Origin of the sequence: Paenibacillus sp. AR247, assembly GCF_002968895.1 — a bacterium.
GTDB lineage: Bacteria > Bacillota > Bacilli > Paenibacillales > Paenibacillaceae > Paenibacillus_AQ > Paenibacillus_AQ favisporus.
Genome location: NZ_PCZT01000012.1, coordinates 301,325 through 311,026 on the forward strand (window position 1 = coordinate 301,325; position 9,702 = coordinate 311,026).

Annotated in this window: 16 protein-coding genes, 1 tRNA gene and 2 pseudogenes; 11 read left to right on the forward strand and 8 right to left on the reverse strand. The window is 50.1% G+C overall.

Annotated elements, in window-relative coordinates; all coding sequences use genetic code 11:
- Positions 1-165, forward strand: a pseudogene (locus CPT76_RS40335) (uracil-DNA glycosylase); the annotation flags it as partial.
- A gap of 32 nt (positions 166-197) precedes the next feature.
- Positions 198-608, forward strand: coding sequence for a hypothetical protein (locus CPT76_RS22785; RefSeq protein WP_076169879.1), 411 nt, complete (start codon positions 198-200; stop codon positions 606-608).
- A gap of 33 nt (positions 609-641) precedes the next feature.
- Here the strand turns inward: CPT76_RS22785 and CPT76_RS22790 are convergent, their stop codons facing one another.
- A complete protein-coding gene (locus tag CPT76_RS22790) occupies positions 642-1,724 on the reverse strand; it encodes an AI-2E family transporter (RefSeq protein ID WP_105444550.1) in 1,083 nt (360 codons plus the stop codon).
- A 213-nt stretch (positions 1,725-1,937) separates the two neighbouring features.
- Here CPT76_RS22790 and CPT76_RS22795 point away from each other — a divergent pair, with 213 nt between their 5' ends.
- Both CPT76_RS22795 and CPT76_RS22800 read left to right on the forward strand, forming a co-directional pair.
- The gene (locus CPT76_RS22795; protein ID WP_084203873.1) at positions 1,938-2,051 is read left to right on the forward strand and encodes a sporulation protein YjcZ; all 114 of its coding nucleotides are present in this window, start codon (positions 1,938-1,940) and stop codon (positions 2,049-2,051) included.
- 104 nt (positions 2,052-2,155) lie between these two features.
- Complete coding sequence (locus CPT76_RS22800) at positions 2,156-2,647, forward strand: hypothetical protein (protein WP_105444551.1); 492 nt, start codon at positions 2,156-2,158, stop codon at positions 2,645-2,647.
- A 32-nt stretch (positions 2,648-2,679) separates the two neighbouring features.
- Here the strand turns inward: CPT76_RS22800 and CPT76_RS22805 are convergent, their stop codons facing one another.
- On the reverse strand, positions 2,680-2,841 hold the full coding sequence (locus tag CPT76_RS22805) for a mechanosensitive ion channel protein MscL (protein ID WP_105444552.1): 162 nt from the start codon (positions 2,839-2,841) through the stop codon (positions 2,680-2,682).
- A 174-nt stretch (positions 2,842-3,015) separates the two neighbouring features.
- Here CPT76_RS22805 and CPT76_RS22810 point away from each other — a divergent pair.
- Positions 3,016-3,755, forward strand: a pseudogene (locus tag CPT76_RS22810) (glycerophosphodiester phosphodiesterase).
- Between the two features lie 76 nt (positions 3,756-3,831).
- Here CPT76_RS22810 and CPT76_RS37705 read toward each other — a convergent pair.
- The 3 genes from CPT76_RS37705 to CPT76_RS22820 form a co-directional block, all read right to left on the reverse strand.
- A complete protein-coding gene (locus tag CPT76_RS37705) occupies positions 3,832-4,005 on the reverse strand; it encodes a hypothetical protein (protein ID WP_181153005.1) in 174 nt (57 codons plus the stop codon).
- Positions 4,006-4,171: 166 nt separating this feature from the next.
- The gene (locus CPT76_RS22815) at positions 4,172-4,366 is read right to left on the reverse strand and encodes a hypothetical protein (protein WP_089548166.1); all 195 of its coding nucleotides are present in this window, start codon (positions 4,364-4,366) and stop codon (positions 4,172-4,174) included.
- A gap of 202 nt (positions 4,367-4,568) precedes the next feature.
- Positions 4,569-4,745 (reverse strand): YjfB family protein, encoded by a 177-nt coding sequence (locus tag CPT76_RS22820; RefSeq protein ID WP_105444553.1) that lies wholly within the window; start codon positions 4,743-4,745, stop codon positions 4,569-4,571.
- A 180-nt stretch (positions 4,746-4,925) separates the two neighbouring features.
- On the opposite strand from CPT76_RS22820, the gene CPT76_RS22825 reads away from it, so the two are divergent.
- Positions 4,926-5,243, forward strand: a complete 318-nt coding sequence (locus CPT76_RS22825) for a hypothetical protein (RefSeq protein ID WP_181153006.1) — start codon at positions 4,926-4,928, stop codon at positions 5,241-5,243.
- A gap of 96 nt (positions 5,244-5,339) precedes the next feature.
- On the opposite strand, the gene CPT76_RS22830 is transcribed toward CPT76_RS22825, so the two are convergent.
- A tRNA-Val gene (locus tag CPT76_RS22830) sits at positions 5,340-5,412 on the reverse strand.
- A 167-nt stretch (positions 5,413-5,579) separates the two neighbouring features.
- Here CPT76_RS22830 and CPT76_RS22835 point away from each other — a divergent pair.
- From CPT76_RS22835 to CPT76_RS22845, 3 genes are all read left to right on the forward strand, one after another.
- Positions 5,580-5,777, forward strand: coding sequence for a hypothetical protein (locus CPT76_RS22835; protein WP_105444555.1), 198 nt, complete (start codon positions 5,580-5,582; stop codon positions 5,775-5,777).
- Between the two features lie 348 nt (positions 5,778-6,125).
- Positions 6,126-6,569, forward strand: coding sequence for a GNAT family N-acetyltransferase (locus tag CPT76_RS22840; RefSeq protein ID WP_105444556.1), 444 nt, complete (start codon positions 6,126-6,128; stop codon positions 6,567-6,569).
- 90 nt (positions 6,570-6,659) lie between these two features.
- Positions 6,660-6,899 (forward strand): DUF3892 domain-containing protein, encoded by a 240-nt coding sequence (locus CPT76_RS22845; RefSeq protein WP_076169889.1) that lies wholly within the window; start codon positions 6,660-6,662, stop codon positions 6,897-6,899.
- Positions 6,900-7,005: 106 nt separating this feature from the next.
- Here CPT76_RS22845 and CPT76_RS22850 read toward each other — a convergent pair whose 3' ends face one another.
- The gene (locus CPT76_RS22850) at positions 7,006-7,743 is read right to left on the reverse strand and encodes an MBL fold metallo-hydrolase (protein WP_105444557.1); all 738 of its coding nucleotides are present in this window, start codon (positions 7,741-7,743) and stop codon (positions 7,006-7,008) included.
- Positions 7,744-8,262: 519 nt separating this feature from the next.
- On the opposite strand from CPT76_RS22850, the gene CPT76_RS22860 reads away from it, so the two are divergent.
- Entirely contained in the window at positions 8,263-8,814 is a 552-nt protein-coding gene (locus CPT76_RS22860) for a copper amine oxidase (RefSeq protein ID WP_089548164.1), read from the forward strand.
- 95 nt (positions 8,815-8,909) lie between these two features.
- Positions 8,910-9,227: a DUF1292 domain-containing protein gene (locus CPT76_RS22865; protein ID WP_076169893.1), complete on the forward strand. Its 318-nt coding sequence runs from the start codon at positions 8,910-8,912 to the stop codon at positions 9,225-9,227.
- A gap of 100 nt (positions 9,228-9,327) precedes the next feature.
- Here the strand turns inward: CPT76_RS22865 and CPT76_RS40345 are convergent.
- A partial coding sequence (locus CPT76_RS40345; RefSeq protein WP_483870070.1) for an Orn/Lys/Arg family decarboxylase occupies positions 9,328-9,702 on the reverse strand: 375 nt, incomplete at its 5' end.

Genomic DNA, 9,702 nt, shown 5'->3' on the forward strand with positions numbered 1-9,702 from the left:
GGAGCTTTTATCGATCGGAAAAAGCATCTGGTGATCCAGTCGGTTCACCCGAGTCCACTGTCGGTGCACCGCGGTTTTTTTGGAAGCAGGCCGTTTTCCAAAGCCAACGCATTTTTAGCAGCCCATGGGATCAAGCCGGTCGATTGGGCGATTCCTGACAGGTAACTCATTTTCATGCGAAAGGAGGCGAAAGGGTCATGAAGAACTGGATCGGCAGGCGGGTTACTATCCTGTGCAACGACAAGCTGCATTCCCGGGTCAAGGGGACGCTTCGCAAGTGGGATGAACATAACGAATGGCTCGTGCTCGGGCCGCACGACCTGAAGCTGCCGTTTGGCGAGGTTTGTACGATCCGGCTTCTTCCCGAAGGGAAAAATGCCCCTGACGCCGCGCCTCATTCGGTCGGATACATCATGAAGGACAAACGGCAGTTCGATAACGCCGTGTTGTTCGGGTCCGAGGTCATGATCTGGCGGAAGGACCGTCTGGAAGCATACAGGGCCACCCTGAGCTCGCATAATGCGGAGACGGTGACCCTGTCGGACGGCCGGACTTTTCGGAAAGCGGAGTGCACTTGCGTTGTCCGGTCATTGCGTGGCATGCTGTGAGACATTGGTCCTGCGGCATGCTTTTTTTTTTCCTCACTCTTTCGTGTCATCTACCTTTTCCGCCAAAAATAGCCCATACCCCCGGACGATAATGATCTTGGCGATCATATAGACGGGAATGGCCAAAATGACGCCGACGATCCCGGATACGTCTCCGCCGATCAGCAGCAGGACGATGGCCGTCATCGGATGAATGTCAAGCTGCTTGCCGTAAATAATCGGCGTCAGCAGATTATCCTGGATCTGCTGGGAGATGATGATCACGACGAGCGACCATACGGCAACGGAAGGCGAATCGATAAAACCGATGATAACGACCGGAATGGCAGCGATGATCGCACCTACGTATGGAATCAGGTTCAGGACGATCGAGATCAGCGCGAGCAGGAGAGAGTACGGAAGCCCGATAATGAGAAAGCCGATGTACATCAGCACGCCTAGAATGAGATTCAGCACGACCCTGCCGACGATAAAGTTGCTGAGCGCCGTATCGATTTCCCGCAGCGCTTCTTTCCCTTCCTTCCGGTATTTCCGCGGAAGGATATGCAAAATTTTAGGGGGAAGCTTGCTGCTTTCTTTCAGCATGTAATACAGCACGATCGGAACGGTAGCAATAATGACCACGACATTGGATACGACGGATATAAAATTGGAGATCGAATCTGTTACGGCCATAATTAGACCGTTGAGATATTCACTCACGCGGGCATAAATTTCTGACTCGCTCGGCAGCGCCTTGGCGAAAAAGCTGTTTTTCTGAAGAGCCTCAAACTGCTTCTGCAAATCTTCCACGAAATAAGGCGCGTTTTCGGCAAAAGTGATCACCTGCTCGCGCAGCGTTGGCCATACCAGCACCGAAAACAGGGCGATCAGACCAACGAACACGAGGTAGATCGACAAAATCGAAAGCGGCCTTTTCCAGTGGTGCTTTTCTAAGTAATTCACGATGGGCCTCAGCAAATAATACATGAAACCGGCCAGCATGACCGGGACCAGCAGCAGCTTGACCAGCAGCACGATCGGATTGAAAATAAACTTTACTTTGGCACCCAAATAAATAATTAGAAGCGCCGCGATGATACCCAGACATGTACGAAAATATTTGCTCTGCAGCAATCAAATCCCCCCAGCCTTCATGGACCAGCCTATGTAACGGTCTGTTTCCTCTTTTACAACCCATTAACCAAATGTCATAAGGATGATTCAGGGAGCTCCTGCCATCGCTTCTGGAAGCGGTAACCGTTTGAGGCAATCCGGGTATTCGTACAGTCAAACCGCAGGTGAACTACATAATATAGGTTGACCCCATGAAAAAGGAGGTTCAAACCTATGAGCGGAGTCGTAGGCGGCGTTGGTTATCCAGGCGGAGTTTTCAAATCGACGGGAGCGATCCTGGTTCTCTTCATCCTTTTGGTCATTATTTTGAGCTCCTGTTTTTGTTAAGGCGGAACACAACACATCCTGGCGGTATCCGGCCGGGATGTTTTTTTATGCCCGCGATAGTTTACCTAATTACATACCGTTATTTAACCTGGGAGGGATTGAGGATGAATCAACTCGTGATCGCATTGTTCCGGACGAGACAGGATACGGCGCTGGCGGTCAGCGCGCTTTGGGAGCGTCATTTTGACAAAAAGGACGTGTCGCTGCTTGCCCTTGACAAGAGACAGCTATCTATCCTATGCCGGGATACCGGCTTGAAAGAACCCGTGTCCAGGCATGGTACCAGCGGGTTGTTCGGCGAAATCCGGGATTTAACCTCCAGCCTGACGCTGCGGGATCAAGTCACCTGGGCATCGGGGCCGGCAGCGGCCAAACTTGGGGGGGCGGAAGTCGGCGGGAAGAGCGACGGGCTGATTGTCAGTCTGGTGGGGATTGGCGTCCCCGAAGGGGATGCAGAAAACTATGAGAAGCTGCTGATTCAGGGGCATTTTATGGTCATTGTGGAATGCAGTAAGGAGCGAAGCATCGAGGCGCAGCATGTTCTTGAGGCCCATCGTTGCGTCGAGACGAGAAATGAAAAGCGTGTATCGACATAAAAAAAGGCGATCGAGTACCGATCCCCTTCCGGTCAATAAATGATTCTCCGGTTTAGTTTAATGGCCGTTCCGTATTTTTTGCTGAGGATCTTGGCCTCTTCGGTGACGTAGGCGAGGATGTGCTGCAGCCGCTGGGTGGCCGGCCGGATGGTTTCCTTGACTTCTCCGTGGACGATGACGTCAAACACGATCATGAGCGAATACCTCCTTATATGCGGGATAAATCCATGATAAAATACAACCATCAGAGAGGAATCAATTTGGATGGAGCGGTTTGTAAATTCTACGGTTTATACTCGCATTACATAAGACAGGTACGATAAGTTGGTAAAGGTTTACGAGAATACCAGTCGGGAGGTTGAGAGAAGTTGGATTCGATTATTAATTTTGCCCACCGGGGCGCATCTGCGGTATGTCCGGAAAATACGATGGCCGCTTTTGCCCGCAGTTTGGAGCTTGGTGCCACGGGGATTGAAACCGATGTTCAGTTAAGCCGGGACGGCCGGCTTGTCCTGATTCACGACGAAACGTTGTCCCGGACGACAAACGGGAGCGGGTGGGTCAAAGACCATGACCTGGAAGAGCTGAGGAAGCTGGACGCCGGCAGCTGGTTCCATCCCGATTTTGCGGATGAGCGCCTTCCGCTGCTGGAAGAGCTGCTGGAGCTGGTTCAGGACACCGGGACCGTCGTCAACATCGAGTTGAAAAATACGAAGGTACCTTATGCAGGGCTTGAGGAAAAGGTCATCGACATGGTAAGAAGCTATAACCTGAGCGAGCGGATCGTCATCTCAAGCTTCAATCACTATTCCCTGCGGCTCTGCAAGCAGTTCGCGCCTGAAATCCGCACTGGCATTTTGTACATGGAGGGACTGTATGAGCCGTGGGAGTATGCCCGCAGCGTTGAAGCCGACGCCCTGCACGCTTACCATTTTGCGGTGCTGCCAGAATTTGTGGCGGGAGCGAAGGCAGCCGGTAAAGTATACCACCCATGGACGGTCAACGAAGAAAGGAAATGCAGCGTCTTATCGACGCAGGGGCAACAGGTATCATCACCGACTACCCGGATAAGCTGGCAGCGCTGCTGAGCGCTTCAGTGCGCTCCTAAACAACGATAACCCGATGCCACGGCGGCATCGGGTTATTTTGTGCCTGAATAGTCTCCAGAACAGCGAGGGAACGCGTCACCCTTGATGATCCGGTGAATCCCCGTTCGACGGATGTTTACCTTTCTTCAATTCCCGCGCCCCTTCTTCCAGCACGTCTTCAATCATGTCCGTGGATGAGGGCGTTTCATGATCGGGATCCGGAATGGGGTCGACCCCGGGGAAACGTTCCTCTTCATTCGGTTTATTCATCGCCACACGTCCTTCCCGTAGAATCGTTGGTACTTCCATAGTGTGTTCCTTATATGTAAGGATAAACCGTTCCAAGCGCCGCTGAACCACATTTTCCTGCACCTTACGAGCCGAAAGGATAATCGTTATATAAAAAAATAAAGCCGCCCAAGCAGGGCAGCGAATATTAACGAATATGAATGAGGCGTGACAGATGGCCGACTTCATCCAGCGGAATCCACATGGAGCCATACACCGTCCGCATCTTTAAAGTGCCCGGATCATCGGATTTCTCGGGGATGCCGGTGATGGATTCACCATCCAAATTTTGAACGAATAATTGATGGCCGCGGCGGATCGCCATTTCAATTTCCTTTTCCATGAGACTATTCTCCCGTATCCACATACTGGTAAGACTTTTGTATCAATAACTATCTTTATCATAAGATAATTTTCGTCTGTTGGATAGAGAACGAATGTTTGATTGGTGGGGATATGGACCTAAAATATGAATTTAATTTGAACGGATGTCCTGAAAAATAAAAAACCCTCCGTCTGGAGGGGCAGAAAAGAAAATCGAGCAGCTAAATCCGGATGTCTAGACGGTTTCCCAAATGGGGTACGGCGCTGCTATCCAGCATTTTGACCAGGGATTGACCGTCCTGCGAGGCTTGATCCTTAGCGATTTTAAGCACCTGAATGCTCACATTTTGAGCCAGCCGGGACTGGCTCATGGCCATCGATAAAGCAGGGATATCCATCATAAGCCTCCTCTATGTAAAATGGGTAACATCTATGTTATCGGATGTTCGGTGTGATTTATAAAATAGATGCCGCCCGGGAACCAAGTTCCCGGGCGTGCGATCAGGGAGGTGTCGTGTTGATTTCATCCGAAAAATCCGGAATTAATACATTTCTCCACCGAAGTGATGATCGCGACAGTGGCATCTTTTATGGTGGCGTTTTTTGAAGTGGTGGTGCTGTTTGTGAATCTTATGGCAGGAAACATGCTTTTCTTTGTGGACCTTTTTGATTACAGGTTCCCAGTCGACTTTGACGAATATCGTTTTCTTGATTTCTTTTTTGAGGATGACTGGTTTTGGTTTGCGGACATGACAGTGACGACGGTGATCATGTTCGTGGAAAAAGAATTTACCCATTTGGTTACCCCACCTTTGTTGGAAAATGTGAAACCTGAGATATCGTATGTAACGGTTTCCTTCGCAAACACGGCGGAGGTCCCTGTGAGAACAAAATAGATGATTATCTTAACGGGACAAGGCCAAAACTTCTGCAGCTAAGTGTGAAAATAACAAAAAACCCTTGAAGCCTTAAGCTTCAAGGGTTTCTATAGATGATCTGCAGTGGGCTCGAACCACTGACCCCCACCCTGTCAAGATGGTGCTCTCCCAGCTGAGCTAGCAGATCGTACAAGTCAGATACATTTAATATAATAACAGCGCCGTAGTTAGCTGTCAATCATTTTATTTTGCTCACGGTGAATGGCATGCACAATTTGTTTGCCGCTCATGATTAGAAGCTATCCAAACGGGCGAAAACTAAAGTATATTTCGAAACAGAAGGAGTGGCACGGTATGCCGAACAAAGGCGGGCTGCTCGCGGCAGGGCTGTGCCTGCTGCTTGCCGGATGCTCCCCCGCGGGTGAGTTTTCGGATGCGCAGGAGCCGATCAAGCCCGGTTCAACAATGGCCGACTCACCGATTATGCTGGACGTTTACGGCAAATCGGTCAGCGAGGATGTGTATTCCAAGGGCCCTATTACGCCGCCCTGATTCCCCCTGAACAAGACATAGGGCCCGTGCTCCGACTGCACCGGCCCTTGTTTTATTTTAGATATAAGAAAGTATTTGCATCGGAGATTCGGTTTCCTTAGTGTTCGTCGATAAACGTTTTTCTTATTCCTCATCCCATTTGCGTGAATACCCTTTTTGGATGACATAAATGAATGAATAGATCAAGATGGCTGATAAAATGACGATCAGCGCAATGGTCATGCCCATAACGATCCATGGTCTCCCTTCCATAGAGCTCTCATGAGTCAACTATACAGGAAAATCATTTTTTTGTATAATGATTCAGCCGTGTTTTTTATATTGATTGCATGAAAGAGAGGGTAACCGATGCCTGCAGAAATAGTATACGTGACGACCCCCGAGCAGCTGGAACATGCGCTGGACATCCGCCAGGAGGTGTTCGTCAAGGAACAAAACGTGCCCGCCGACCTGGAGATCGACGAATACGATGTGATCAGCGAAAATGTTCATCATATCCTCCTTCAGGACAAGGATCAGTATGTGGCCACCGGCCGGATCATTTATTATAACAGCGATACCGCCAAGATGCAGCGAATCGCGGTTCGCCGCGAGTTCCGCACCCACGGGTTCGGCCGCATTTTGCTGATGGCGATGGAAGAGCGTGCGAGGGAACTGGGGCTGGCCTATTCCATCCTGGATGCTCAGTGCCAAGCTGAACAGTTCTATGCAAAACAAGGCTACGAGGTCATTTCCAAGGAGCCGTTCGATGACGCGGGCATTCCGCATGTCCGTATGAAGAAGCCACTGTAGGCTTCATTTCTTCGCATAAATCCATGTTCTCAGGGAACGATATCCATATGTCACCTTGATATATCATGACAACTTAAGGAGTGGATATCGATGGGAAACCCAGGAAGAGAACAATTTATCGCAGTACAGAAGAACGGTGACGGCGACTTGACGGCCTTTCAAACGTCGTCGGGCCGGGTGCTCGATTACGAGCAGGCGCTGCAGGAAGTAAAGGCGGGCGCCATTGCCGGAGTAAACGTCTTTAAAGGCCGTGACGGCGAGATGTACATCCGCGGGGACGCCGACGGCGATCCGTCGAATAATCTCGATAACCTGCCTACCTTTGAATAAAAGACGAGCGTCATGCTTCCAAAAATAACAGCCGGCTGCAGAGAAGGTTCATCTTTCTGCAGCCGGCTGTGTTTTTTCACCCGTAATCCACATCGACCTGCAAGGGTTACAGCGTATATACGTGCCCTTGCTTAAGGAAGGTCATTTCTCCGGTTTTTCCTACAAACTCGTCTTTATTATCCGCATAATGCATCAATCGAATCATACGCTGAACCGGCTCCGGCAGCGATAGCAGCTCACTGAGCGTCGTATGCACCTCGCCCGGTCCTTCCAGCTGGACCTCGTGAAGGATCGTATCACAGCCGCGTTCCCGTACGAGCTTGTCCAGCAGCCCGGGGTCGAAGGTCATGTCCGCACTGTAGAAGATCCGGCCGTTAATATAGAGGGAAAAGCTGTCTTTGCCCGGAATGTGGCGGTTCGGGATAAGCTCCAGCTCGATTTGCTCCGACAGGCGGCAGGGAACCCCCGGCTGAAGCGTATGTACGTCGAAGGCGTCCTCGAGGCAGGTGATTTCGCCGGGTTGGGACAGACCGCCCTTCAGCGTGTGCTCCCACAGCACATCACGCAAAGCTTCTGCGATATAAAGCTTCATTTTGCGACGGTACGCATATTTCATCTGGAAGGCAAGCTCCTCCAGGCCGCCGACATGATCGCCATGAATATGGGTGATCAGCACGGCATCCAAGTCATTAAACGTTTTGCCCAGTTGGTGAAGGGCGAGGGGTGCTGTAATTCCACAATCGATCAGCAAAGTGAACGACCCGTCCCCGAGCAGGGCATTATTGTTGAAATACTTTTTGGCAAAAGCGCTGCCTGTCCCCAGCATCTGAAGCTGCAAGCTCATCGGTTGATCCTCCTGTAAATGAGCGGCATGCCGAGCATGCCGTTCGTATTTTTTTCTTTCATTATACACCACAGTTCCCAATTTCCATCTCCCCCCATAATATGCTGTAAACGCGCGAAATGGGGTTTTGTCATGGCGAAGGGAAAAAGCAAAAAACCGGCACAAGCCAAAGGGGAAAAGGTCATCCGAGGCATGAGGCTCGTGACCTCCGACGTATGTGAGGCCTGTAAAACGCCCTGTGCCCGGGGAATGGCGTACGCGGCACGGATGAGAGTTCCGGGTGCGGTCGGCAAAGGGGTGCCCTGTATTTTAACCAAGAAATAAGGAGAGAAATGAGGAACTGAACCAAAAATTTGGAGCTATAGTCCCACAAGGTGGGGCTTTTTTTGGTTTCTGGAACAAAATTCCTTCACTTTTGAGAAAAAATGTGAGTTTTGTCCGTATGGACAGCGCAACTTGCGTTTGTACTTTTCGTATATACATACAACATCACGATGGAAATGGAGGGAAATGAACAAGATGAATTGGAAGAAAGTTATGGTATGCGTATTCGCCTTTTCCCTGATGGGGGGGTCTGTGTTTGCAGATTCAATCACCCAGAAAGTCAGGGTGTGGATGAACGGCAAGGAAATCCAGGACGGCGGTTATATCATCGACGGCAAAACCTATGTCCCGATTCGGGAGTTTGACGGGGTCGTAAAGTTTAATTCAGATACGAATAAGGTTGAATTCATTAAGCCTAACGTACATATATTTCTGTTTAATGGAGATACCGTCTTCGGTAACGTCAATAAAGGGAAGCTCAAGTTTAACGTATTCTGCCAGGTGGACAGCTTATCGGATGATGTGGCGAGCGTAAAGGTGGCTATTACGGATCCTTCGGGAAAGGTTAAGGATATCCAGTCTCAGGACGTGAGCGGCAGCCAGAAGGATAATTTCTGGTTCCGGACATACGATTTTACGTATGATTTCAGCAGCGCGGGCAAATATAAAGTGGGGTTCTACATTAAAGCCACCAAGACCAGCGATTACGTCCTCGTATCGCAAAAAGTGATCACTGCGCTGAACTGACAACCCCCGAGGAGGATAAATTGACCAGATCATGCGGACGTGATACGATACGGTGGTATGATCCATTCCAACCATAAGTGAGGTTTTTAGTTAAAATGAGCGATCACAAGCATGAACACGGCGAAGCCTGCAATCATGATCATGACCATGATCACGAGCATGAGGAATTTGTTCTGACGCTGACAGATGAGAACGGCAAAGACGTGGAAATGGTTCTTGTCGAAACATTCGATGTAGGCGAGAACGTTTATGCACTGCTGCTGGAACGTGAGAATCCTGAAGCGGACGGCATCATCCTTCGTGTCGAGGAAGAGGACGAGGAAATGATGCTTTACAATATTGAAGACGAAGAAGAATGGAACAAAGTGGAAGCCGCTTATAACGAGCTGGTTGCCCAGTTGGACCAGGAGTAATCCATTTCGCCACAAGCCCTACACCAAGAAACCCCCGAACCGCAGCGAAAGCGGGACCGGGGGTTTCTTTTTTGGTGCAGGCGGCAAACAGCCGCGCGTATTAAAAAATCGGATCGGTTTCCACAATGACCTTGACGTTTTGGATATACCGGTCTTCCGGTCCTTTTACCGGCAGCCCGACGTCCACATGGTCGACGATGTAGTCGATATTGTCTTGGGAGATGACCTCTCCCGGAAGAAGGATCGGAATGCCCGGCGGATACACATAAATGAACTCGGCGATAATGCGTCCGGCCGATTCCTTGAACGGAATGACTTCCGTATCCCCGTAGAAGGCGTCCCTTGGAATGAGGGACAGCTGCGGAATTTCCGGAATTTTAACAACCAGCTCGTTGGCTGTGTTTACATTATAGTAGGTCTGTGCCAGCTCGCGGAGCGCATTCACCAGGATGGAGATGGTCTCCTCGTTATCCCC

What these genes read in the sequence shown, in the direction of transcription:
- CPT76_RS22820 (WP_105444553.1), bottom strand. Translation starts at nt 4,745, where the DNA reads ATGGATATCCCTGCTTTATCGATGGCCATGAGCCAGTCCCGGCTGGCT.
- CPT76_RS22845 (WP_076169889.1), top strand. Translation starts at nt 6,660, where the DNA reads ATGGGAAACCCAGGAAGAGAACAATTTATCGCAGTACAGAAGAACGGT.
- CPT76_RS22795 (WP_084203873.1), top strand. Translation starts at nt 1,938, where the DNA reads ATGAGCGGAGTCGTAGGCGGCGTTGGTTATCCAGGCGGAGTTTTCAAA.
- CPT76_RS22815 (WP_089548166.1), bottom strand. Translation starts at nt 4,366, where the DNA reads ATGGAAAAGGAAATTGAAATGGCGATCCGCCGCGGCCATCAATTATTC.
- CPT76_RS22800 (WP_105444551.1), top strand. Translation starts at nt 2,156, where the DNA reads ATGAATCAACTCGTGATCGCATTGTTCCGGACGAGACAGGATACGGCG.
- CPT76_RS22860 (WP_089548164.1), top strand. Translation starts at nt 8,263, where the DNA reads ATGAATTGGAAGAAAGTTATGGTATGCGTATTCGCCTTTTCCCTGATG.
- CPT76_RS22785 (WP_076169879.1), top strand. Translation starts at nt 198, where the DNA reads ATGAAGAACTGGATCGGCAGGCGGGTTACTATCCTGTGCAACGACAAG.
- CPT76_RS22840 (WP_105444556.1), top strand. Translation starts at nt 6,126, where the DNA reads ATGCCTGCAGAAATAGTATACGTGACGACCCCCGAGCAGCTGGAACAT.
- CPT76_RS22805 (WP_105444552.1), bottom strand. Translation starts at nt 2,841, where the DNA reads ATGATCGTGTTTGACGTCATCGTCCACGGAGAAGTCAAGGAAACCATC.
- CPT76_RS22835 (WP_105444555.1), top strand. Translation starts at nt 5,580, where the DNA reads ATGCCGAACAAAGGCGGGCTGCTCGCGGCAGGGCTGTGCCTGCTGCTT.
- CPT76_RS37705 (WP_181153005.1), bottom strand. Translation starts at nt 4,005, where the DNA reads ATGAATAAACCGAATGAAGAGGAACGTTTCCCCGGGGTCGACCCCATT.
- CPT76_RS22865 (WP_076169893.1), top strand. Translation starts at nt 8,910, where the DNA reads ATGAGCGATCACAAGCATGAACACGGCGAAGCCTGCAATCATGATCAT.
- CPT76_RS22850 (WP_105444557.1), bottom strand. Translation starts at nt 7,743, where the DNA reads ATGAGCTTGCAGCTTCAGATGCTGGGGACAGGCAGCGCTTTTGCCAAA.